The sequence below is a fragment of the Ruegeria hyattellae genome (genome assembly GCF_041537925.1).
Lineage (GTDB): Bacteria > Pseudomonadota > Alphaproteobacteria > Rhodobacterales > Rhodobacteraceae > Ruegeria_C.
Map to the genome: position 1 here is coordinate 762,470 of NZ_JBGOSH010000001.1, position 22,663 is coordinate 785,132.

General features: G+C 60.0%; 24 protein-coding genes and 1 pseudogene. 13 read left to right on the forward strand and 12 right to left on the reverse strand.

Annotated elements, in window-relative coordinates:
• Positions 1-258 carry an FAD assembly factor SdhE gene (locus AB1E33_RS03810; RefSeq protein WP_372575913.1) on the reverse strand — a complete coding sequence of 86 codons (258 nt, stop codon included), beginning with the start codon at positions 256-258 and terminating at the stop codon, positions 1-3.
• On the reverse strand, positions 255-650 hold the full coding sequence (locus tag AB1E33_RS03815; RefSeq protein ID WP_372575914.1) for a helix-turn-helix domain-containing protein: 396 nt from the start codon (positions 648-650) through the stop codon (positions 255-257). Before AB1E33_RS03815 ends, AB1E33_RS03810 begins: the two co-directional genes overlap by 4 nt.
• Positions 651-731: 81 nt before the next feature.
• Here AB1E33_RS03815 and AB1E33_RS03820 point away from each other — a divergent pair, with 81 nt between their 5' ends.
• From AB1E33_RS03820 to AB1E33_RS03830, 3 genes are all read left to right on the forward strand, one after another.
• Positions 732-1,934, forward strand: a complete 1,203-nt coding sequence (locus tag AB1E33_RS03820; protein WP_372575915.1) for a pyridoxal phosphate-dependent aminotransferase — start codon at positions 732-734, stop codon at positions 1,932-1,934.
• A 13-nt stretch (positions 1,935-1,947) separates the two neighbouring features.
• Positions 1,948-2,361 carry a hypothetical protein gene (locus AB1E33_RS03825; protein WP_372575916.1) on the forward strand — a complete coding sequence of 138 codons (414 nt, stop codon included), beginning with the start codon at positions 1,948-1,950 and terminating at the stop codon, positions 2,359-2,361.
• Positions 2,362-2,561: 200 nt separating this feature from the next.
• The gene (locus AB1E33_RS03830; RefSeq protein WP_372575917.1) at positions 2,562-2,822 is read left to right on the forward strand and encodes a hypothetical protein; all 261 of its coding nucleotides are present in this window, start codon (positions 2,562-2,564) and stop codon (positions 2,820-2,822) included.
• A 264-nt stretch (positions 2,823-3,086) separates the two neighbouring features.
• Here AB1E33_RS03830 and AB1E33_RS03835 read toward each other — a convergent pair whose 3' ends face one another.
• The 3 genes and pseudogenes from AB1E33_RS03835 to AB1E33_RS03845 form a co-directional block, all read right to left on the reverse strand.
• The gene (locus AB1E33_RS03835) at positions 3,087-4,358 is read right to left on the reverse strand and encodes a hypothetical protein (protein ID WP_372575968.1); all 1,272 of its coding nucleotides are present in this window, start codon (positions 4,356-4,358) and stop codon (positions 3,087-3,089) included.
• Between the two features lie 117 nt (positions 4,359-4,475).
• Positions 4,476-4,931: pseudogene (locus tag AB1E33_RS03840) on the reverse strand (adenylate/guanylate cyclase domain-containing protein); the annotation flags it as partial.
• Positions 4,932-5,293: 362 nt separating this feature from the next.
• Entirely contained in the window at positions 5,294-6,643 is a 1,350-nt protein-coding gene (locus tag AB1E33_RS03845) for an MATE family efflux transporter (protein WP_372575918.1), read from the reverse strand.
• Between the two features lie 107 nt (positions 6,644-6,750).
• Here AB1E33_RS03845 and AB1E33_RS03850 point away from each other — a divergent pair, with 107 nt between their 5' ends.
• Positions 6,751-7,392: a TIGR02453 family protein gene (locus tag AB1E33_RS03850; protein ID WP_372575919.1), complete on the forward strand. Its 642-nt coding sequence runs from the start codon at positions 6,751-6,753 to the stop codon at positions 7,390-7,392.
• A 3-nt stretch (positions 7,393-7,395) separates the two neighbouring features.
• Here AB1E33_RS03850 and ppk2 read toward each other — a convergent pair whose 3' ends face one another.
• A complete protein-coding gene (gene ppk2, locus AB1E33_RS03855; RefSeq protein ID WP_372575920.1) occupies positions 7,396-8,364 on the reverse strand; it encodes a polyphosphate kinase 2 in 969 nt (322 codons plus the stop codon).
• Positions 8,365-8,545: 181 nt separating this feature from the next.
• On the opposite strand from ppk2, the gene AB1E33_RS03860 reads away from it, so the two are divergent.
• Together AB1E33_RS03860 and AB1E33_RS03865 are read left to right on the forward strand one after the other, a co-directional pair.
• A complete protein-coding gene (locus tag AB1E33_RS03860) occupies positions 8,546-9,436 on the forward strand; it encodes an alpha/beta fold hydrolase (protein ID WP_372575921.1) in 891 nt (296 codons plus the stop codon).
• Complete coding sequence (locus AB1E33_RS03865) at positions 9,433-10,044, forward strand: glutathione S-transferase family protein (RefSeq protein ID WP_372575922.1); 612 nt, start codon at positions 9,433-9,435, stop codon at positions 10,042-10,044. The genes AB1E33_RS03860 and AB1E33_RS03865 overlap by 4 nt, the downstream gene beginning before the upstream one ends.
• Before the next feature lie 15 nt (positions 10,045-10,059).
• On the opposite strand, the gene AB1E33_RS03870 is transcribed toward AB1E33_RS03865, so the two are convergent.
• Complete coding sequence (locus tag AB1E33_RS03870; RefSeq protein ID WP_372575923.1) at positions 10,060-10,668, reverse strand: carboxymuconolactone decarboxylase family protein; 609 nt, start codon at positions 10,666-10,668, stop codon at positions 10,060-10,062.
• Between the two features lie 147 nt (positions 10,669-10,815).
• A complete protein-coding gene (locus AB1E33_RS03875) occupies positions 10,816-11,487 on the reverse strand; it encodes a cyclic nucleotide-binding domain-containing protein (protein ID WP_372575924.1) in 672 nt (223 codons plus the stop codon).
• Between the two features lie 266 nt (positions 11,488-11,753).
• Between AB1E33_RS03875 and parE the strand changes: the two genes are divergently transcribed.
• The 3 genes from parE (at position 11,754) to AB1E33_RS03890 (ending at position 15,693) form a co-directional block, all read left to right on the forward strand.
• On the forward strand, positions 11,754-13,712 hold the full coding sequence (parE, locus tag AB1E33_RS03880; protein ID WP_372575925.1) for a DNA topoisomerase IV subunit B: 1,959 nt from the start codon (positions 11,754-11,756) through the stop codon (positions 13,710-13,712).
• Positions 13,713-13,720: 8 nt separating this feature from the next.
• A complete protein-coding gene (locus AB1E33_RS03885; protein ID WP_372575926.1) occupies positions 13,721-14,686 on the forward strand; it encodes an MrcB family domain-containing protein in 966 nt (321 codons plus the stop codon).
• A gap of 245 nt (positions 14,687-14,931) precedes the next feature.
• Complete coding sequence (locus tag AB1E33_RS03890) at positions 14,932-15,693, forward strand: hypothetical protein (RefSeq protein WP_372575927.1); 762 nt, start codon at positions 14,932-14,934, stop codon at positions 15,691-15,693.
• A gap of 10 nt (positions 15,694-15,703) precedes the next feature.
• On the opposite strand, the gene AB1E33_RS03895 is transcribed toward AB1E33_RS03890, so the two are convergent.
• Positions 15,704-16,378 carry a TIGR04283 family arsenosugar biosynthesis glycosyltransferase gene (locus tag AB1E33_RS03895; RefSeq protein WP_372575928.1) on the reverse strand — a complete coding sequence of 225 codons (675 nt, stop codon included), beginning with the start codon at positions 16,376-16,378 and terminating at the stop codon, positions 15,704-15,706.
• 72 nt (positions 16,379-16,450) lie between these two features.
• Between AB1E33_RS03895 and ygfZ the strand changes: the two genes are divergently transcribed.
• Positions 16,451-17,191 carry a CAF17-like 4Fe-4S cluster assembly/insertion protein YgfZ gene (gene ygfZ / locus AB1E33_RS03900; RefSeq protein ID WP_372575929.1) on the forward strand — a complete coding sequence of 247 codons (741 nt, stop codon included), beginning with the start codon at positions 16,451-16,453 and terminating at the stop codon, positions 17,189-17,191.
• 83 nt (positions 17,192-17,274) lie between these two features.
• Positions 17,275-18,189, forward strand: a complete 915-nt coding sequence (locus AB1E33_RS03905; RefSeq protein WP_372575930.1) for an ABC transporter transmembrane domain-containing protein — start codon at positions 17,275-17,277, stop codon at positions 18,187-18,189.
• 151 nt (positions 18,190-18,340) lie between these two features.
• Here the strand turns inward: AB1E33_RS03905 and efp are convergent, their stop codons facing one another.
• Positions 18,341-18,904, reverse strand: coding sequence for an elongation factor P (gene efp / locus AB1E33_RS03910; protein WP_372575931.1), 564 nt, complete (start codon positions 18,902-18,904; stop codon positions 18,341-18,343).
• 219 nt (positions 18,905-19,123) lie between these two features.
• On the opposite strand from efp, the gene AB1E33_RS03915 reads away from it, so the two are divergent.
• Positions 19,124-19,444, forward strand: coding sequence for a DUF6280 family protein (locus AB1E33_RS03915; protein ID WP_249710108.1), 321 nt, complete (start codon positions 19,124-19,126; stop codon positions 19,442-19,444).
• Between the two features lie 151 nt (positions 19,445-19,595).
• Here the strand turns inward: AB1E33_RS03915 and AB1E33_RS03920 are convergent, their stop codons facing one another.
• The gene (locus AB1E33_RS03920; protein WP_372575932.1) at positions 19,596-20,165 is read right to left on the reverse strand and encodes a cobalamin biosynthesis protein CobQ; all 570 of its coding nucleotides are present in this window, start codon (positions 20,163-20,165) and stop codon (positions 19,596-19,598) included.
• A 58-nt stretch (positions 20,166-20,223) separates the two neighbouring features.
• Here AB1E33_RS03920 and AB1E33_RS03925 point away from each other — a divergent pair, with 58 nt between their 5' ends.
• Positions 20,224-21,681, forward strand: a complete 1,458-nt coding sequence (locus AB1E33_RS03925; protein WP_372575933.1) for a cobyric acid synthase — start codon at positions 20,224-20,226, stop codon at positions 21,679-21,681.
• A 4-nt stretch (positions 21,682-21,685) separates the two neighbouring features.
• Here AB1E33_RS03925 and AB1E33_RS03930 read toward each other — a convergent pair whose 3' ends face one another.
• Positions 21,686-22,651 carry a hypothetical protein gene (locus AB1E33_RS03930; protein ID WP_372575934.1) on the reverse strand — a complete coding sequence of 322 codons (966 nt, stop codon included), beginning with the start codon at positions 22,649-22,651 and terminating at the stop codon, positions 21,686-21,688.
• Between the last annotated feature and the right edge of the window lie 12 nt (positions 22,652-22,663).

Genomic DNA, 22,663 nt, shown 5'->3' on the forward strand with positions numbered 1-22,663 from the left:
CTATTTTTGGAAGGTTTGCGAGATATCGGTTATCAACTCGCCGTAAGGCACGGGAACGCTGGCCTGCCCTGTGACCCATTGATAAAGGTCCTGGTCGTTCTCGTGCAGCAGCCGGTCATACAGATCCAGCGCCGCTGGATCGAGCTGCGCCAGATTTGCCTCGGCATAGGCGCTGAGGATTAGGTCCATCTCTTTGATTCCGCGGCGCATCGAGCGCATCTTCAGACGCTTGAGGCGATGCGCTCGCGGCTCGCTCAAGCGCCCTGCTCCGCCAAACCGCGCAGCTTCTTTTCCAGCCGTGCCGCCCGCTCGGTCAACCCGCGCATCTCGCCGCGGATTGCGCGCAGTTCACCCACCAGCGAGGTCAGCTCACCATTGGTCTCGCCTTCCTCGGCGGGTGCATCGGTGCCTTCGCCCTCACCGGTCAGCAGCCACATGATCGAGACGTTCAGCAGCCCCGCCATCATCGACAGCTTGTTGGCACGCGGTTCGGCCAGATCATCCTCCCACCCGGCAACGGTCGCCTTCTTGACACCGATCCGGCGCGCAAGCTGGGTCTGCGTCATGCCCGCCGCTTCGCGCGCGCCGGCGACACGGTCCCCGAAGGTTGCCGCGTCGGGGCCGTACCAGTCATTAGCTTCATTGTTCATCAGCGCATGTCCTTCATCGCTTGATCGCCGGTTGGGCGCACCCTATGACAGTCGCGCCCATGATACAAACCGAGGTGGCCCATGAATTTCCTGTCAGCGACATTGTCCCGCGTAAAGCCGTCTCCGACCATTGCAATGACAGCAAAAGCGGCGGAACTGAAGACCGCAGGACGCGACGTAATTGGTCTGAGCGCCGGTGAGCCGGATTTCGACACGCCGCAGAACATCAAAGACGCGGCCGTAGCAGCCATCGCGGCGGGCAAGACCAAGTACACGGCACCCGATGGGATTCCCGAGTTGAAGCAGGCGGTCTGCGCCAAACTCAAGCGCGATAACGGGCTGGACTACACGCCAGCGCAGGTGTCGGTCGGCACCGGCGGCAAGCAGACGCTCTACAACGCGCTGATGGCCACCATGAATCCCGGCGACGAAGTCATCATCCCCGCCCCCTACTGGGTCAGCTATCCCGACATGGTGTTGCTGGCGGGCGGCACGCCGGTGGTGGTCGAGACGGCACTGGAAAACAGCTTCAAACTAACCGCAGCGCAGCTTGAGGCGGCGATCACGCCGAACACCAAATGGTTCATCTTTAATTCACCGTCGAACCCGACTGGCGCTGGCTACAGCCAGGACGAGTTGAAACCGCTGACCGATGTGTTGATGCGCCACCCGCATGTCTGGATCATGACCGACGACATGTACGAACATCTGGCCTATGACGGGTTTGAATTCTGCACGCCCGCGCAGGTCGAGCCGGGGCTTTATGAGCGCACGCTCACCTGCAATGGCGTGTCGAAGGCCTATGCGATGACCGGCTGGCGCATCGGCTATGCCGCTGGATCGGTCGAATTGATCGCCGCCATGCGCAAGATCCAGTCGCAGAGCACCTCGAATCCCTGCTCGGTAAGCCAATGGGCCGCGGTGGAGGCGCTGAACGGAACCCAGGATTTCCTGGCCCCCAATAACGAGATATTCAAACGCCGCCGCGATCTGGTCGTGTCGATGCTAGGCCAGATCGACGGGATCACCTGCCCGGTGCCCGAAGGGGCGTTTTATGTCTACCCCTCCATCGCGGGCCTGATCGGCAAAACCACCCCCGCCGGGACCGTCATAGAAAACGACGAGGCCTTTGCCACTGCCCTGCTGGAAGAGGCGGATGTGGCGGTGGTGTTCGGTGCAGCCTTCGGTCTTTCGCCCAACTTTCGGGTCAGCTACGCTACCTCGGACGAGGCACTGACCGAGGCCTGCACGCGCATCCAGCGCTTCTGCGCCGCACTCAACTAGATTAGGAGCAGGCATGTCAGCCGAATTGCCCGACTATTACTTCCGTGTCCGCGAAAATGGAGCCGTCGTGTTTCGCGTGGACACGGAGAACCGCCAGCGCCGGATCGAGATGGACCAGATCGCGGTGGTCAACATCCGCAATGGCGAGATCAAGCCGCAAGGGCAGCGGGACTTATCCGAGCAGGACCTGCAGGAGATCCGCGCCTGGATGGCGACACGGACCGCGTTGCTTGCCAGCCGTGACATCGACGACATCCACAGGGCCGTGGATCACCTGAACCTGACCACGCAATGGGCGCAGTCCAAAGCGAGCGACACGCAGCTTGAAGAGGTGAGCGACGCCCTGCTTCTTGCTATGCACGACCTGCGCTCGGTGCTGGTGCGCAAAAAGTCAGACCGGCTTTTGGGCAAAGGGCGGTCCGAGTGATCTGATGGATCTGAGGCGTGACCAATCTCACATTCTCAAGGCTTGGTCATCAATGCCCACAATTTGGACGAGGACGAAACCGCTACTGCGGCCCTGGCGTTTGCCGTTGATGTTTCGCGTCGTTCCCAACGTGGTGCATATTGCGCACTGACCCCCCTGCCTGACGATTGGTGCTTTCCAAGTCGACAATGGAGGTTGCCATGCCAAAGAAGAGAACAATGTCGCTGCGCGAGCAGATCATTGGGGATAAGCTAGGTCTTGCCCGGCCATGCCAAGCTGAGCAAGACGACACGCAAATCCAGATCGCCACCAAACCCACCCGAGCCAACGTGAGCCCGTATGAAGCGCTCAGAACCTTACAGGGCCGTTCGCTCCGACAAGGGTCCCGGCAACATTCGGGGCGGTTGTTGCGTTCCAAGCTGGAGATTGCTGACATTTCCCGAAAGTTTGTTCCTGCGTGACGGCAGGTCGGCGCATCCCAGAAAACAGCGCCTGCGGGTTCCATTTTGTCAGGGTTTTTCAAAGCCGGAGACAATCAGTACACTTTGAAGTCTTGCACTCAGATCCGCCTCGAAAACCTAAAACAAAGCGAGCTTTCGCTGTGGCTATGCCAAGACCTGCTTTCGGGTTATGTCGGCCGGACATCCTAAACTTGCTAACACGTGAACAGACGAAGTGTTTATCGATATCGCGGTGCCAAATTTCTTTGTTGCGCATTCGCGGGCTCATTCATCAGGAATATCCAGCCCTGTCAGTTCAAGGCCTTCTCTTATTCTGGAAATCAGCTCCTCGGGCATTCCACGCGCTCGGAATGGGGCAAGCGGGATTTTGATAGCTTCAGGGAACTTTTGGCTCATTTCTTCGACCAAGTCTTTGGCCTCTTCCATTTCACCATTAAGAGCAAGGGCCGCAGCCGTTGATGCCATACCCATGGGATTACGCGCACCGCCCATGCCGGCCATTACGGCCTTTGCATCTTCGTAATCACCTCGGGCGATGGCGTGCAGGTGAAAAGCGTTGCCATAACCGGGATGAAGTCTCGGATTCAAAGCGCGCGCTCGTGCGATCCAGGCCTCACCCTCCTCCCACTCACCGGAATACGCCAAGAAGACCCCTAGATCAGCCAAGATCCATGAATCGTTGGGGTTCAATTCAATGGCGCGGTTCGCGTAGTTGTAGAAGATTTCCTTGCTCTCTCCGATCATGCGGCTGTGGATCGCCAGCGCATAATACGCATCTGGATTGTCCTGGTCTGCATCGAGTGCGTTTGATGCTGCATTTAGAGCCTGATCAGACCAGTCAGGCTTCAGGTCCATTTTGCGCTTTTTGGATTCGAGGTAATTGTAGGCCAGCCGTGACCAAGCCAAGGAATAATCCGGTTCGGCTTTGACTGTCCGCAGCAAGCAGTCACGCGCGATGCGATGATCCTCAATGGCGAAGGTTTGATAAAACCAGAATGACAGAAAGACGCATTCATACGCGTCGAGACTTTCCGGCGCTTTGCTTCTGACTTCCTGCGCGATGGCCGATTTGAAGAGTGGCGCGTCGCTCGACCCGATTGCGGCTGCGACTTTTCGGGCGATTTCAAGCTGAACTTCCAGCAAGCCTTCTGCGTCAAGATCGGCATCGAACGGTCCTGGCGGTGTCAATTGTCGACAGGTTTTGGCGTCGGTGAGCGTCGTTGTGACTCGGAGCCGGTCAGCCGAGCGTTGCACCGTGCCTCGCAGGATGTAATCGGCTCCAAGCTCTTCCCGCAGATTGTCGCATCCGGCATCGTCGCGGAAAGCCGTCGTGGCTTCCGGTGCAATGACAAAGAGGTTGGAGAACTTTGCCAAAAGCGCGTTGATGTCCCGGCTCAGACCTTCGCTGAAGAACTGATCTCCAGGATCGGGGCTCAGGTTTTCGAATGGCACCAATGCAATCCGAGCTCCGGTCGGCAGCGTGGTTTGGTCCTGCGGCTTCAAACTGTACCATGCGGCACCTGCGGTCAGGGCCAAGAAGGCAGCGACCCCGGCGATCCAACGGCCATAATTTGGGAGTGGGCGCATTTTTCGTGCGGCCTCGGCCGGCCAGACAAAGACCTCCATCGGCAGCGCAATGTTCTTCAGAGCTTGCTGTCCGGCGCTGGCAAAAGCCACGTCCACCTTACCGGAAATTTGATCGATCACCTGTCGAGAGAGGCAAACGCCACCGGGCGGGGCCAAGGCTTCGAGCCGCGCGGCGATGTTTACGCCATCACCTAGCAAGTTGTCACCCTCGCTGACCACGTCGCCCAGATTGACACCGATCCGAAAACGCATCTGGCCGCCGTCAGACTGCTTCGCGTTTCGGTTGGTCAGCCGATTTTGTATGTCGAGTGCTGCGCGAACCGCAGCGACAGGGCTTTCAAATTCCGCAATTACGCTGTCACCGGCACTACCGAATACGCGACCGCCACCTGTGCGGATACACGGGTCAATTATACGTCGACAGGCAGAGAGTGCCGCTAATGTGCCCGCTTCATCGTCACGCATCATCTGCGAAAAACTGACGACATCTGCGGCGAGTATCGCCGCTAATTTGCGATCCACACGCTGCCTCCCTTAAGGCCCACTCTAGCACCTCCAAAAAATGAACGCCAGAATGCCAAATCCGAAGATCTTCAACGATGGTCGTACGGAACGGCAGAGGTCTGCTATTGTCAGCCGCCGGATCAACATGAGGCTGCTCGCGTTAATACGCATCGTCCAAAAACTGTCGTTATTGGCAAGGAGTGCATTTGGTCGCAATGGCTGAAAAAACCTGTACCACAATCACCGGGGCAGCACTTCGCTTCATACCGTCACGTTTTTGATCGTGTCAGAAAGCCGGCACTCGCCGCCCCGCGCCAGCTTGGGATGTATGGGCGCTTAGCGGACATGATCTTTCTTGCCATTGCCTGTCGGATCAAACCTCAGGCCAAGACACCGACCCGGTTGATCGTCCGCCCCCAAAACCGCGTCATCAGCAGCACTGCCGCGCAGGCAAGGCCGAGGACCAGCCCGCTCCAGACACCGACGCCGCCCCAACCCATCTGGAAGCCCAACATGTAGGAAGCCGGGATGCCGACCAGCCAGTAGCTGAGCGCCGCGATCACCATTGGGCCAGTGGTGTCCTGCACCCCCCGCAGCACGCCCAGCGCAATGACCTGAGCACCGTCCACAGTCTGAAACAGTGCCGCTACCGCCAGCAGCCCGGTGCCGATCAGCAGGATCTGCCCACGATGCGGATCGTCGGCTTCCATGAACAGTGAAATCAGCTGTTCCGGAAAGACTAGGAACAGCGTCACCGCCACCGCTGAAATCGCAAGCGACATGATCGTGACGACCAATGCACCACGCGCCAGATGCGCCCGGTCCTTACGGCCATAGGCATTGCCAGCCCGGATCGTCGCCGCGTTGCTCAGTCCTAGATGCACCATGAAGGTGGCTGAGGCCAGCTGAAGCGCGATGCCATGGGCGGCCAGCGGTATCGCCCCCAGCCAGCCCATCATCAGCGCCGAAGAAGCAAACATCGTCACCTCGCTCAGCATGGTCAAGCCGATGGGCACGCCCAGCCGGAACACCCGCGCAAACATTTCCCAATCCGGGCGCCAGAAGCGGCGGAAAAGTTCATGCTCGGGCAGGACCCGCACCGCATAGACAACAACCGCCAGCAGCGACACGATCTGGGTGAGAACCGAGGCGATTGCTGCACCGATCACGCCCAGTTCTGGCGCGCCCCAGTTGCCGAAGATCAGCGCGTAGTTTGTCACAGCATTGGTGACAGCGGCGGCTATAGTGATCCAGAACACAACCTGCGTCCGTTCCAACGCCGCCAAATAAGACTTCAAAACCATCACCAGCAACGCAGGCAGTAGGCCCCAACCCGCGACCCTTAGATAGGTGGCCGCGGTCTCGGCCACTGCGGGCTCCTGCCCCATCAACAGAAGGATCGGATAGGACCACCACAAAAGCGGCAAGGCGACGACAAAGAAAAGCATCGACAGCCACAGCCCCATGCGTGTGATGCGGCGGATGCTGGTCTCGTCCTCTTCGGCAGCGGCGGTAGCGACCATCGGCATCACCGCCATAGCAAAGCCCGCCCCCAGCAGGAACAGCACGAAGAAATAGCTTGATGCCAAGGTCACCGCGGCCAGTGCCTCGACCCCGTACCAGCCCAGCATGACGGTATCGGTCAAACCGATGGCAAACTGCGCCAGGTGCCCGCCGATCAGCGGGACCCCAAGGACGGCAATCGCGCGGACATGGCCGCCATATGTCATAGTGGGACTCATCCGACAGCCATATGGCGGGCCTTTCAGACTTGCAAGAGACAGGTTCAACCCCGCACACTCGCAACCGGAGATGACCGCAGCACAGCGAGGCCCCAATGTCAGACCCTTTCGCAACCCTCGTTCCGGATGCAACCGGTTTTCTGTCCGATCTTGCCCGGAACAACACGCGCGACTGGTTCCTGGCCCACAAGCCGACCTATGAGGACAAGCTGAAAGCGCCCGCGATGGCGCTACTTGACATCATCGCCGCTGATCTTGGCACGGGTACCGGAATCAAACTGTTCCGCCCGCATCGCGATGTGCGGTTTTCCAAGGATAAGACGCCCTATCACACGCATCTGCATATGCTGTGGAGCCTGCCATCAGAGAGCGGGCCACGCCCGGCGCTCTTCTTTGGGATCGGGCTGAACTATGTGAGTGCCGGTGCCGGGTTCATGGGATTTGACAAGACGGCCCTGCCGATCTGGCGGGCTGGCGTTGACGGCGCGCGGGGCGCAAAGATCACAGCCGAACTGGACCGCCTTGCCGCCGACGGGTTGCGTATTGGCGCGCCTGAACTCAAGCGGGTTCCCGCCCCCTATGACAAGGATCATCCTCGGGGCGCGCTGCTGCGCCGCAAGGCGCTGACGGTCTGGCACGATCTGGACAAGGCGGAGATCGCCAGCCCCGTCGCCACCATCCGCGCCACCCACCAAAGGCTCGCACCTTTGCTGGGCAGCCTGCAGGCGATCTTCTGAGGATCAGCCCACCTTGCGTGCGTCTGGATGCAGCGCGGTGCCCAGGATATGCTCGGACCCGTGGATCACATGGTTCGCATGCCCTACGATCAGCGGGTCCGGCGCGCCGACCAGATCGTGATCCTTGCCCGGATAGTCAAGCGTCGACAGGAAATGCCGCATGCAGTTCAGCCGCGCCCGTTTCTTGTCGTTCGACTTGACGATAGTCCAAGGTGCGTCGGCGGTGTCGGTGTAGAAGAACATCGCCTCTTTCGCCTCGGTATAGTCGTCCCATTTGCCAAGACTGGCCTTGTCGATGGGCGACAGCTTCCACTGTTTCAACGGGTCGGATTCGCGGCTTTTGAACCGGTTCTTCTGCTCGGGGCGCGTCACCGAGAACCAGTACTTATACAGCCGTATCCCGGACCGGACCAGCATCCGTTCCAGATCGGGCGCCTGACGCATGAATTCGAGATAGTCGTTGGGCCCGCAAAACCCCATCACCCGCTCGACCCCGGCGCGGTTGTACCAGGAGCGATCGAAGAACACCATTTCGCCAGAGGTCGGCAGCTCGCGCACATAGCGCTGGAAATACCACTGCCCGCGCTCTTCTTCGCTAGGTTTGTTCAAGGCGACGACACGGGCCGCACGCGGGTTCAGATGCTCCATGAACCGCTTGATGGTGCCGCCCTTGCCCGCCGCATCGCGGCCTTCGAAGATCAGGGCGAATTTCTGTCCGGTTTGCTGCGCCCAGAGCTGCACCTTGAGCAATTCCGCCTGCAATTTGGCTTTCTCTGCCTCGTAGCGGCGTCGGGGCAGCTTGCGGTCATAAGGATATCGGCCGCTTTCAAAGGCCCTCCGCACATCATCGGGGCTTGGCGCTTTGGGGGCGGTTCCGGGTTTTGGGGTCGTGTCAGGTTGCGTGGCTTTGGTAGTTACGGCAGCCCCATTGCTGAGTGGCGATGGCGTCTGTGTTCGGGTCTCTTGCGTCATGTAAATCCCTCCTGTCTCATTCTGGCGGCAGGGTAACGAGGTCGCGCGAACGCCGCCTTGATCGGTGTCAAAAAATCATCACATGCCGGGTGGCGACCCTACGAAACGCAACCAAAATCCGGCACACGGGTTTCCATCGATGGGAATGCCTGTTTGACTGCAGCACCAAGCGGAGCATGTGATGGACAGCCGGACAGTTACCCTCAACGGACGGGGCTTCTTTCTGCGGCAATGGGGCGACCCGGCCCTGCCAAAGCTGTTGATGCTTCACGGGTTTCCCGAATATGGCGGCGCATGGTCCGATCTTGCGCCGCATCTGAGCGACCGTTTTCATTGCATCGCCCCCGATCAGCGCGGATACGGTCAAAGCTGGGCACCGTCCGGTATCGAGCACTACGTTGCGTCGGCGCTGGTCTCGGACATGGCAACGCTCATCGAACAGAACGGCGGACCGGTTGCGGTGCTGGGGCATGACTGGGGCGCGTCAGTGGCCTATGGGCTGGCCATGTTCCGGCCCGAGCTTGTGACGCGGCTGATCATCGCAAACGGGGTGCATCCCGTGCCGTTCCAGCGGGCTCTGGCGGCGGGCGGACCGCAATGCACCGCATCGCAATATATCAACGTGCTGCGACAGCCAGAGGCGACGGCATCGCTGTCTGAAAACAACTTTGCGCGGCTGGAACGGTTTTTCCAACATGGCATGGATCACAACTGGATGACCAAGGAACGGCTGGCCGCTTATCGCACCGAATGGGCACGGCCCGGACGGCTGGACTGTATGCTCAACTGGTACCGTGCCTCGCCGCTGAAACTGGCCCGCCCCGGCCAGACGCTGACTGATCTGCCTGCCCTGCCGCTTGACCGACTGCATGTGAAATGCCCGCATCTGCTGCTCTGGGGCAACAATGACACCGCGTTGCTGCCCGAGGCCACCGAGGGTCTCGAAGACTTCGCCGCCGATTTGACCCGCATCGATTTCGCGGGAGCTGATCATTGGCTACATCACCAAATCCCAAAGGCCGTGGCAGATGCCATACGCGGCTGGCTACCACCAGAGGACCAATCCCCATGATCACACTCCACCACCTGAATCAGTCCCGCTCGCAGCGTATCCTCTGGCTGCTCGAAGAACTGGAGCTACCGTATGAGGTCATCCGCTATCAGCGCGATGAAACCACCCGCCTCGCGCCGCCGGAACTGCGCGCGATCCACCCTTTGGGGAAATCACCGGTGGTCGAGATCGAGGGTCAGAAAGTGACCGAATCCGGCGCCATCGTCGAGATCATCTGCGCCCGGCACGGCCCGCAAATGGTGCCGGAACTTGGTAGCGAGGCGCATATCCGCCATCTGGAACTGATGCATTTCGCCGAAGGTTCGATGATGACACCACTCTTGCTGAACCTCTATGTGGGTCTGCTGGGTGATGCGGGTGCTCCGCTGCACCCCCGAATCGAACAGGAATTGACCAACCATTTCAGCTATCTGGAAACACTGCTGCGCCCCTCAGGCCATTTCGTGCTGGATGAATTATCCGCCGTCGACATCATGCTGAGCTTTCCCGCCGGCGCCCTTGCCAGATTGGGCCGGGAACAAGAGTTCCCGAATGTCGCCTCGTTCTCCAAGGCGATGCGCGCGCGCCCGGCCTATCAGCGCGCATTGGTCGCCGGGGGAGAGGAGTAGGCCGCGCTAGCGTGCCTAGATGTGGCCCCAGTCGTCGGGATCCTCGGAGTTTCCCGGCGACAGGCCCAGATCATCGCCCTCGGTCGAACAACCCAGCCCCAAGACCGTCCGGTTGGCATAAGAGAAATAGGCGGTGACCTGATTGATCTCCAGTATCTGCCCATCGTCGAACCCAGCCTGACGCAAAGCCGCCACATCTGCCTCGGCCATATCCGCCGGGCTGTGCGTCAGTTTCCGCGCATAGTGCATCGCCGCGATCTGCGCGAGCTCCAACGGGGCTTGTTCTGGCGCGCGCGCCTCGATGGCGGCGCGGATAGCGTCGCCACGCGCCGCATCATCCAGCAAGCGCTGCAATCCCTGGAAGTGATGCTCGACACAATAAGCGCAGCCATTGAGCGAACTGACCCAGACCCCCAGCACCTCCAGAAACCATTTCGGCACCGTGTTTCCGGAATGGTGCAGCACATTCTTGTAGAGGACCATATGCCCCTCCATCGAATGCGGGCGCAGGGAGTGGGCCATCATGATATTGTCGACATTGTTGCCCGGCCCGGTCACCCGTTGGTAAAGCCGCTTGAGTTTGCCGGTGGCCTTGTCATAAGGGATGGTTCTGATCCAACTCATCTGTGTCTCCAGTGTTGAATGTTGATGGCTGCAGTGTTGTTTCTTGCAATACCAGCGCCCAGCCAGAACCTGATGCGCAAAGGATAGCACCAAAGCAAATCCTGCACTTCGTGAGCGAGGCATCAGTGCACGTAAAACCCTGCCAGTTCATGAAACTATCAACTGCGCCCTGGCGGATCGCAGATATCTCGAAACCTCCATGCCGAGGCTTGCCTCAATTGCAATCTGGAGGTCCGCATTTTTAGAAAACGCGGAATTCAGCGTGTCGAACTTCCAGACATATGCTGTCGTTGGCTTCGTTGTAGAAACCGTCACAGGTGCCGAAAAATTTTCGTCCTGGCTCAATAACGCGGTAGACCCAAGAAACCGGCCGGGGCCAAGCGTGTCCACGCGGGTCCCGTTGATCTCGACGTCGACCTCGCCATCGACGATGAGCATGAGGCTGTTCACGGGTTGACCCTGCTGCAGCAGTGAATCCCCGTTTGGCACGGAAGCACGCTGCCCCATTCGAAACAGATTGAAGGCGTCACGTTCCTTCAGGTTGCGGAGCGCAAGCCGGTACAAGCGCCTCTCTTCGTCGCTGAACGGCACGGGTCGGCGTTCGGCTAACAGACGGATGATCCAGAAAAGATTGATCGCAATGAAAAAGATGTTCCAGCCAAGAGCGGCCCAAAGCGGTTGAGCCTGCAGGTAGTAATAGGGCAGAAGAAGTGCACCGCCGATCACCGACAGCACGCGCAACCAGAATATGTCCCGCACCGAGTAGGAACAAAGATAGGCCACGTTTGCGATGTTTACCAAGATATCCAGCCCGTACATGCCCTTGCCTCATCTTTGCACCCCAGTTGCGATGCAGCCTAGGCAACACAGACTTTTGGTCAACGCGCACGTTGGTGCGATGCATGCCCATGCCTTGGCCAGAGACGGCTCCGCTCAACAGACCGAAACCGTCGCCCCGCGCAGTGTCCGGCGACATAGAGACGGGGCATTGAAATGCGCGCTTATCCACAACACCTCGCGTCCCTCTTCCCCCGAACCACATCACCTGCCATAATATGAAAAACCCAAGAACAAGAGCAGCCGACATGCCCGACGATCTATTGACGCCTGAAGCGACCGCCACCTATGACGCCTCTTCGATCGAGGTGCTTGAAGGGCTGGAGCCCGTGCGCAAGCGGCCGGGCATGTATATCGGCGGCACCGATGAGCGGGCCCTGCATCACCTGGTGGCCGAGGTCCTCGACAACTCGATGGACGAAGCCGTGGCGGGCCACGCCAACCGGATCGAGGTGGAACTGCATGCCGACTATGCGCTCACCGTGCGCGACAACGGGCGCGGCATCCCAATCGACCCGCATCCGAAATTCCCCGACAAATCCGCGCTTGAGGTGATCCTGTGTACCCTGCACGCGGGCGGCAAGTTCTCGGGCAAGGCCTATCAGACCTCGGGCGGGTTACATGGTGTGGGGGCCTCGGTGGTCAACGCGCTCTCCGACTCGATGGTCGTGCAAGTGGCGCGCGACAAACAGCTGTTCGAGCAACGCTTCTCGCGCGGCACGCCGCTGGGACCTGTCGAAAAGGTCGGCGCAGCGCCAAACCGGCGCGGCACCACCGTGACTTTCCATGCGGACGAAGAAATCTTTGGCCACCATCGGTTCAAACCCGCCCGACTGTTCAAATCCATCCGTTCCAAGGCCTACCTGTTCTCAGGCGTCGAGATTCGCTGGAAGTCCGCCATCGACGATGGCGAAACCCCGACCGAGGCCAGCTTCCATTTCCCGGGTGGCCTCTCGGACTATCTCAAGGATTCGATGAACGGCTCGTCCACCTATGCCGAGCAGCCATTTGCGGGCACCGTGGACTTTCTGGAGAAATTCAAGACCCCCGGCAAGGTCGAATGGGCAATCAACTGGACCCCCTCGCGCGACGGGTTCATCCAGTCCTATTGTAACACCGTCCCCACGCCCGAAGGCGGCACCCATGTGGCTGGTTTTTGGGCCGCGATCCTCAAGGGGATCAAGGCCTATGGCGAGTTGGTCAACAACAAGAAAGCCAGCCAGATCACCCGCGACGACCTGATCACCGGCGGCTGCGCGCTGGTCTCGTGCTTCATCCGCGAGCCGGAATTCGTGGGCCAGACCAAGGACCGTCTGGCCACGGTCGAGGCGCAGCGGCTGGTGGAAAACGCCGTGCGCGACCATTTCGACAACTGGCTGGCCGCCGATACCAAATCTGCCGGTGCGATCCTCGATTTCCTTGTTCTGCGGTCTGAAGAACGCCTGCGCCGCCGGCAGGAAAAGGAAACCCAACGCAAAACGGCAACCAAGAAACTGCGTCTGCCCGGCAAGCTGGTCGATTGTTCCGCCACCAACCGTGACGGCACCGAATTGTTCATTGTCGAGGGCGACTCGGCGGGCGGCTCCGCCAAAATGGCGCGCAACCGCAAGAACCAGGCGCTGCTGCCCCTGCGTGGCAAGATCCTGAACGTGCTGGGTGCGGCCAGCTCGAAACTGGGTTCGAATGCCGAGATCAGCGACCTGACGCAGGCGCTGGGTGTGGGGCTGGGCACCAAGTTCAACATCGACGATCTGCGCTATGACAAGATCATCATCATGACCGACGCTGATGTGGACGGCGCGCATATCGCCGCGCTCTTGATGACCTTCTTCTTCACCCAGATGCGCCCGATGATCGATGCAGGGCATTTGTACCTCGCCTGCCCGCCGCTCTACCGCCTGACCCAAGGCGCGAAACGGGTCTATTGTCTGGATGAGGCCGAGCGGGACGAATGGCTGGAGAAAGGTCTGGGCGGCAAAGGCAAGATCGACGTCTCCCGCTTCAAGGGTCTGGGTGAGATGGACGCCAAGGACCTCAAGGAAACCACCATGGACCCGTCCTCGCGCAAGCTGATCCGCGTCACCATCGACGAGGACGAACCCGGCGAGACCGGAGACCTCGTCGAACGCCTGATGGGCAAGAAACCCGAACTGCGCTTCCAGTACATTCAGGAAAACGCGCGGTTTGTGGAGGAGTTGGATGTCTAGGAGTCAGAATGCTTCATCAAATGCTCGCCAGGTTGGCGAGGGAGTTCGTCTTTGAACGCGCCAAACCCTTCGCCGGCAGCGAGTTCGGCAACTTTGTCCGGCATGACGTTTCTTTAGAAGCCAAGAAACGCTTAATTTTCTTACCCTACGAGTTGAAGGTCAAATCCAGTGTTGGTGCCGGCAACTGGGCGGCCGTACCATGGGTTGCGTATTTTGACCCATTAATTACCGTTAGTGCAACTAGGGGATTCTATGTTGTTTATCTTATCAATGCTCAATCCGAAGAAATCGTACTTTCTCTGAATCAAGGTACAACAGAGGTCTACCGCGAATTTGGGGAACGCACGGGCCGACAAGTATTGCGCCGAAGAGCCGTTGACTTGGCCGAACGAACACCAGAATTCGCGAAGCTCTTCGATCTTGATCCTATTGAATTGGGTTCTGTTGAATCGCTGCCTCTTGGTTACGAAGCAGGTCATTCTTTCGGGCGCACATATCCCGCGAGGGAAATCGATCCCGATGCATTTTACCAAGACCTCGAAAGAATACTATCCGCATATAATGCTCTAGTTGATCGCGGTGGTACAACTCCAACTGATACAATGATGGAGGAAGCCGGATCTACAGACATAACCGAGACACGCAAGTATTATCTTTCACGTCGAATTGAAAGAACACCCAACGTTAGGAAAATGGTTCTTCAGACAAAAGGAACTGTATGCGAAGCGTGCGGCCTGGATCCCCAGACGCACTTCGGTTTCGAAGGCCCTTTGAAGAATACCCCGCTAGATGTGCATCATGCAAAACCCATTAGCGGTTTGGCCGAAGGAGAAAGCCGCAGGTACAAAGTGCCTGACGATTTCATTGTTCTGTGCCCGACCTGCCACCGTATGATCCACAAACAAATGGACGCTTCTGATTTGGATCAATTGAGAAGCTCAGTTCGTTTTGAGTATTTGGTCAAATATTCTTAGCAAGCCGTAGGGTGGGCTTCCAACCCACCAAGCGTCTTGTTGATCCATCACACGGTTGGGTGAAACTCAACTCTACCCTGCAAATACCGCCCTCGCGCCCGGCCCGGTGGTAAGTGCGGAACGCGCCCGCGTCGTGCTTAGGATGGCTTAGGAACATCTCCAACACCCTCACACGCACTTGAAACCTTGACGACAAATGCGTGAGGCCTGTTGCGTGTGGGCGGGGCGTGCATAGACTCTCCCCCATGACATCCTTCATCGCCGAGAACCAATTGTCCTTGCTGCTGCTCTTCTTCGTGGGGGGCTGTTTCGGTACCGGGTTCCTGTTTCGCAAACCCGCCGGTCACCGGGCCTGGAAACTGGCCGATCTGGTCTGGGTTCTGCTCGGCGGGATCGGCGCGCTGACGGCGATTATCGCGGGGCTTTATGTCTCGGACAGCTCGCGCCTCGACCGCCAGATCGACGTGGCCTATGCCGCCACGCTGGCCTTTGACCGCGACGCCGCCCGCTTTCGCCTGCGCTTTTGCGATCCGGCCTATGACCCCGATACCGGGATTCTGTGCGAAAAGGTTGAATTCCTGTCCGCCTCCACCGCCAGCAATGCCGATCTGCCGCTGTTTATCGCCGTCACCGACGAGGTCGCGCCTCTGCAGGGGCTGAATTTTCTGATTGGTGGGCGCGACGACGATGACATGGACGAGATGAAGGGCATGATGGCGCAGGCCGATGCTTTTGATCTCGACCAGTTTTTGGTCTTCACCACGCTGGACGACAAAACCCAAGCCGCCGTTGACAACATGCGCCGCAAGGTGCCTGCAATTGCGGGCGATTACCTGATCCTGGCGCAGGCCTATGATGATCTGGTCACGCAGGTGGGCAAGCTCAAGGACGAGTGGGAATACCTGCAAGACAATGCCCATATCCTGATCCTGCAGGTCATCGCCCTCTGTCTGGTGAGTTTTGCCGCGCCATTCCGGCTGGGCAAATCGCTGGTGGAGTTGCGCTAGCGGTCTCTGGTCAGCGCCGGTAACGCGCGGCCAGCTTTTGTGGATCGGCCCCGGCGAAATACCGCGTCAGCGTCCAGAGGTTCCGCGCCCCGCGCCGGAGCCAACCGGCGCGATATCGACTGGCGCTGGTTGTTGCACGAACGGGCAGGCCACTCAGCCGCGGCAGGGCGCGCACCAGCGCCACGTCCTCCATCAGCGGCTGGTCGGGATAGCCGCCGACGCGCTCATAGACCGCCCGGCGCACCAGCAGACCCTGATCGCCATAGGGCAGCCCGAAAAGCCGCGACCGCAGATTGGCCCAGCCCGCGACCCAGGCCGGTGCAAATCCGCCCGCACGAAAACCTAGTCGGAAATAGGCGCCCTGCCCCGACACTTCGATATGATCGCCCACCACCTGAGACCAAGCGCGATCCAGCACCGTATCGGCATGCAGGACCAGCAACCATTCACCCTTCGCCCCGGCACAGCCGCGCCGCAGCTGCCCCCCGCGCGAGGCAGGTCCGGTCAACACATGCGCCCCGGCCTCATCCGCGATGGCGCAGGTCGCATCCTGCGACCCGCCATCGGAGACGATCAGCTCGCGGATCAGCCCGGCGGTCAGCCCTTCGAACAGGGCCTCCAGACAGGCTGGCAGGCTGTCGGCTGCGTCAAGCGTCGGGATCACGATACTGATCTTGGCCACCATGTGCTTCTCCTCTGGTGCCCGGGCGGGGTTGTCCTATATCACGGGGGCCAGACCCTAGACGAGGAACCCCAGATGTCCAGCCGCCGCATCCTGTTGATTTCCGGCTCTGACGCCACGGATTTCCTGCAAGGGTTGATCACCAACGATATCAAGGGTCTGGACCATGGTCTGGTCTATGCCGCCCTGCTGACGCCGCAGGGCAAATATATCGCCGATTTCTTTCTTGCCCGGCAGGAGGACGGCATACTGCTGGATGTGGCAGCCCCCCTAGGTGACATGCTGTTCAAACGCCTGAGCATGTACAAGCTGCGCGCCGATGTGCAGATCACCGAATGCGCCCTGAACCTGCAACGCGGCACCGGGCCTGCGCCCGAAGGCGCCCTGCCCGATCCGCGCCATGCTGACCTGGGCTGGCGGTTCTATTCCGAAGCCACTGAGAGCGATGATGGCAGCGACTGGGATACCATCCGCGTGGCCCACTGCATCCCTGAGACCGGGATCGAGTTGACACCCGACAGCTATATCCTCGAATCCGGGTTCGAAGCGCTGCAAGGTGTCGATTTCAAGAAGGGCTGCTATGTCGGTCAGGAGGTGACGGCGCGGATGAAACACAAGACCGCGCTGCGCAAGGGGCTTTGCCTGGTCGATGTCGAAGGCGACGCCGAATCGGGAACCGAGATCACCGCCGATGGCAAACCCGCCGGGACGCTCTTTACCCGGTCCGGCAACCGCGCCATCGCCTATCTGCGCTTTGATCGTGCCAAAAGCGATCTGAACGCGGGTGCCGCTCGGGTCAGGATGAACCAAGCCTGACACCATGGACCAGACCGTATTGAAGGTTTGAGTTCCGATCGGTTTCTTCGCACACTGCACCAAAGAGACCTCGGGGGACGAAGATGCTTCAACTCTATGCCGCAATCTGGCGGGTCAGTTCCGGGCGGCAGATCGTTTTGATCCTGCTGTCGCTGGCCATCGCCGCACTGGCGGCTGTGCCTCTGGATTTCCAGAAGAACATCATCAACCTGCTGACCGCAAAAACGCTGGAGAAAGAAAAGCTGTTCCTGCTGGGCGCGGGCATGTTGGCGGCAATCCTGCTGAGCCTGCTGTTGAAATGGATCATGGGCTACCGCGCCAGCACCCTGGGCGAGGACACGATCCGCCTGATCCGCACACGGCTGCTGGACAGGACCGACATTCCGGGCCGAACCAAGGGGCGCCAAGGCACGCTGGCCACTGCAATCTCGGCTGAGGCCGAAGAATTGGGAAAATTCGCCGGCAGCGCCTTTTCCGAGCCAGTGATGCAGATCGGCACATTGGTCAGCGTGATCGGCTATATCGCCTCAACTCAGCCGATGCTGGGGCTGATCGCGGTGATGATGATCGCGCCGCAGATCCTGATCGTGATCTACTCGCAAAGCCACGTGAATCGTTTCATCGCCGAGCGGGTACATGTGCTGCGCGCCTCGACCGACCACCTGACCGCCGAACAGACAGCCGAGGTCAAAGCCGCCATTCTGGCCGAATTCGACCGGATCTATGAGACCCGCCGCCGGATCTTCATCTGGAAACTGTCCAGCAAGTTCCTGCTGAGCGTCATCAACGGAGTCGGCACCGTTGCCGTGCTGATGCTAGGTGGCTGGCTGGTCCTGAACGGGCGCACGGATGTTGGCACGGTTGTTGCGGCCACAGTTGGTCTCACCCGCATACAGGCCCCCACCGCATTCCTGATCGCCTTCTACCGGCAGGTCAGCGCCAATCGGATCAAGTTCGACCTGCTGCGCGAAATCCTGCGCCCCGCGCCGCCGCCATAGCGCGGCAACGAGGCCAAACCCCCGTCGCTCCGTGAGCCCTGCCCTTCGACAACTGCATGACGTGCTCCGGGATGCCTGCGATTCGCCAAAAAAATACGCCAGCTACCCCGGCAACTGGCGCGTTTCGTCGAGATTATCTTTTGACGCTGCGTTACGCGCGCTCGGAATATTCCATGGTTTCGGTGTTCACGACGATCATCTCATCCTGCCCGACGAAGGGCGGCACCATGATCTTGACACCATTGTCGAGGATCGCCGGTTTGAAGGAATTCGCGGCCGTCTGGCCCTTGACCACCGGCTCGGTCTCGACGATTTGGCAGGTCACTTTCTGCGGCACAGTGGCATTCAGCGCTTCGGCATCATAGAACTCGACCACGATGGTCATACCGTCCTGCAGGAACGGGCGACGGTCGCCCAGCAGCTCAGCCGGGACCTCGACCTGCTCATAGGTCTGGGTGTCCATGAACACCAGCATCCCATCGTTTTCATAGAGAAATTGCTGGTCTTTCTGTTCCAGGCGGACGCGCTCGACCTTGTCGGCAGAGCGGAACCGCTCGTTCAGTTTCGAGCCGTTGCGCAGGTTGCGCAGCTCGACCTGGGCAAAAGCGCCGCCCTTGCCAGGCTTCACATGGTCGACCTTAACCGCAGCCCAAAGCCCGCCATTATGCTCCAGCACATTGCCCGGCCGGATTTCGTTTCCGTTGATCTTGGGCATGACATAAATCCTTCACTTACGGTTGATGCCTTAGTCCGCGCTCCTATATCTGGCGCGACGGACCCTGACAAGACAACGATACCTTGTGCTGCACCCGCAGCGAGCCATGCAAATTTCGCAATACTCTTATGCATCTCTGGGGTACCCGAATCGAGTTGGATCGGTCATAAGCAACGCCACGCCGAAAAATGCAAGAGCAAGAACAACAAGGAAGACGAGATGCAAGATTTCGTTGACGGCACAGCCTTTAATAACGAGCAAGGCAATCGTGCACGCAAACTTTTCGCGGCTGTTGTATTGGCCGCTTTGGACGATGCCATCGCCGATGACAAGAAATACGGCAATGGCCCCGAGCAGATCGCCCGCTGGGCGCGGTCGCGCGACGGGCGCGAGGTTCTGAGCTGTGCCGGGATCGACCCCAATGAACGGGTCGTGAACGGGCTGATGGAATTCGTGGGCCGCGGGGTTCGGACCTCTGTGGCGCTGTCCCGCGAAGAGAGCGAGCGCCGCAATGCGGCACAACAGGCTGAAGCTGCCTGAGCTCAACTCGCCTATAAGGTGAAAGCCGCGCCCTCTGGGGCGCGTTTTTCGTTTTAGCCTTTCGACTTTACTTTGAATCGCTTGTTCGCTGCCTCGCTCCGGTCGAACGCGAAAAGCGATGCAGAGTGTTTCAGCGAAACGTCGAAACGCTTTAGAAGAATAAGAACCATTGCCGCGCCGTCCAAAGCTCGGCAGCCAGCAGCAGCCCGAATCCCATCCCTCCGACCACCCCCAGACCGCCATGCCAGAGGCCCCAAAAGGCAACGCAACAGGTAACGGCCACCAGCGGCGCCACCCAAAGCGCGTGGTGGGTGCTGTCCCAATAGCTAACCGGGCTGTCAAACACCCAATCCGTGAGCGGCCAGAATTGCGGTCGCCCGTCCCCGGCATGCAGCACGAAGTCGGTTGCAAGATGCAAAAGCGCCGCCCCGGCAAATGCGATCAGAACCGCGCTGCTGCTGAGCAGCGCAACCCCCAGCACTAGCCCCCAAAGGAAAAAACTATTGTCGATGGCAAAGACGCTCTGCCATGTGGGCGAGAAATACAGCTCGTCAAACACCACCTGCGGTGGGATGCCCTGAACGTGCAATGCCCAGAGTGCCATGATGTAAAGCGATGCGTCCGGCGCCAGCGCCCCGAGCAAGGCTGCGGCCATAACCTTGCGCCCCCTGCCCCGCCCAAAGGCGGCGGCACCAATCAAAAGATGCGCGGGCGTGTTCACGGGGCTTTTCCTCTGGGCCCAAATCGGGTCATCTGCAGACCAAGTTAGGAGGCGGGCCATGGTCAAGTCCATCATGATTCAGGGAACCGGCAGCAATGTCGGGAAGTCCATGCTGGTGGCGGGGCTGGCGCGTGCTTATGCGCGACGGGGACTGCGGGTTGCACCGTTCAAACCGCAGAACATGTCGAATAATGCGGCCGTGACCGAGGATGGCGGCGAGATCGGGCGTGCGCAGGCGCTGCAGGCGCGCGCCGCTTACCGTACGCCGCATACCGACATGAACCCGATTCTGCTGAAACCCGAGACCGACACCGGCGCTCAAGTGATCGTGCAGGGCCAACGGCGTGGCACCCTGAAGGCCACCGATTATCGCAGGGACAAATCGAGCCTGCTCGCCGCCGCGCTGGCCAGCTTTGACCGGCTCTGCGGCGATGCTGATCTGGTGCTGATCGAGGGCGCCGGCAGCCCGGCCGAGACCAACCTGCGCGCAGGTGACATTGCCAATATGGGCTTTGCCTGTGCGGCGGGGGTTCCGGTGGTGCTGGTGGGCGACATCCATCGCGGCGGCGTGATCGCACAGATTGTCGGGACGCAGGCTGTGCTGGATCAGACCGACCTGGCCCGCGTAAGGGGCTTTGCGGTCAACCGGTTCAAGGGCGACATCCGCCTTTTTGACGACGGGCGCGACGACATTGCCGCCCGTACCGGATGGCCCAGCCTTGGCGTGGTGCCGTGGTTCGACGATGCATGGAAGCTGCCCGCCGAGGACATGATGGACATACGCTCACATGCGGGCGGGGCGTTCAAGGTTGTGGTGCCGCAATTAGAACGGATGGCGAATTTTGACGATCTCGACCCGCTGGCCGTCGAGTCGGACATCACCGTCGAGATCGTGCCGGGTGGCCGCGCGCTGCCCGGCGATGCCGATCTGGTGCTGCTGCCGGGCAGCAAATCCACCATCGGCGATTTGGCTTATTTCCGCGCCCAGGGTTGGGATGTCGACCTGTTGGCGCATGTCCGGCGCGGCGGCCATGTTCTGGGCCTGTGCGGCGGGTATCAGATGCTGGGACACAGCATCAACGATCCCGACGGGGTGGATGGCCGCCCCGGCAAGGTTGCCGGGCTGGGCCTGCTGGATGTGGAAACCGTGATGGCAGGTCACAAGCAGGTGACGCTGACCGACGCGGTGGCGCTGGACACAGGTGCTGCGGTCAACGGCTACGAGATTCACATGGGCCGCACCACAGGGCCGGATTGCGACCGCGCCTGGCTTTCGATCGCGGGGCGGCCAGAGGGCGCGGCCTCGGCCAATGGGCGCATTCGCGGCAGCTATCTGCACGGCATCTTTTCGTCGGATAAGTTCCGGGCCGGGTATCTGGCATCGTTGGGCCAGACATCCGACACCGCGTATGAGGACGGTGTCGAGGCAACGCTGGACACGCTGGCAGATCATCTGACGCGCTACATGGATCTGGATCAGTTATTGTCGCTGGCGGAATCCCCGGCGCGTCGGTGACGGATCACTCCAGGTCGCGGGCCATCAGGGCACGATGAATCTCGCGGCGGACAAGCTTGCGTACATTGCGCGTGATGCGCTCTCCCAAGACGCCCTGCAATTCCTGACGAACGATTTCCGCGACCATCGCACGCAGGCTTTCCTCGTCCAGAACCGCCTCATCCGATGCCAACGGGGCTTGCCTTGTCTGTGCTACGGATTGAGGCGCGCATTCGGCCTGCATCTCTTGCGGAGCGGTCCTTTCCGGTGCTGCAGGCTCTGTCCGTTCTTGCACGGATTCGGTGGGCGACGCTTCCTGCGCAATTTCATCGGCAGCCGGTTCAACCACAGAACCCGCGGCGATTTCGACCTGCGCTGCTGCATCCTTTTCCGTCGCGCGGTCCTGCCAGGCGATGCCAGATCCGACCTTTGTTCCGGAATAATCCTCATCCGTGGTGCCGTCGGGCTCCCACTGGTCAATGGTGCGCGCAATCGCCGCTTCAAGCGCCTCGATCTTCTTGCTCAAGGGCTGTGCAACTGACGCGGCGACCGCATTTGCCGTGCTCTCTTTGCCATGAAAGGCGAAATCATCCGCCGATGATTCACCGCCCTGCAGATCGTCTCGTGCCACCTCCGGGCGGATCCATGCCACTTTGTCATTCGGAACTGCATCCTCGGGCCGCAACAACATCGGACGGGGTTTCGAAGACCGCGCTTCAGTCTCTGCCGACCCGGCCGACTGCGCCGCCTCGTAGAGCGTCGTTTTCGGGTTCTTCCACGGAACGGCGGTTGCCCGTTCGGGCGGCGACCTGCGGTCCGCCTCAGCAGCGGGCTCCGTCACGCGCAAAGCCGGGGTCAAGACGAGCTTATTGGCCTTTTTGGGCCGTCGGGGTGCGGCCGGCCGGGGCTCGGGCGCGCCTTCATTGCTGACAAGTTTTTTGATCGAGGACAGAACATCCTCGATTCCCATATTGGCTGCTTGGTTGGACATTTTTTTCTACCA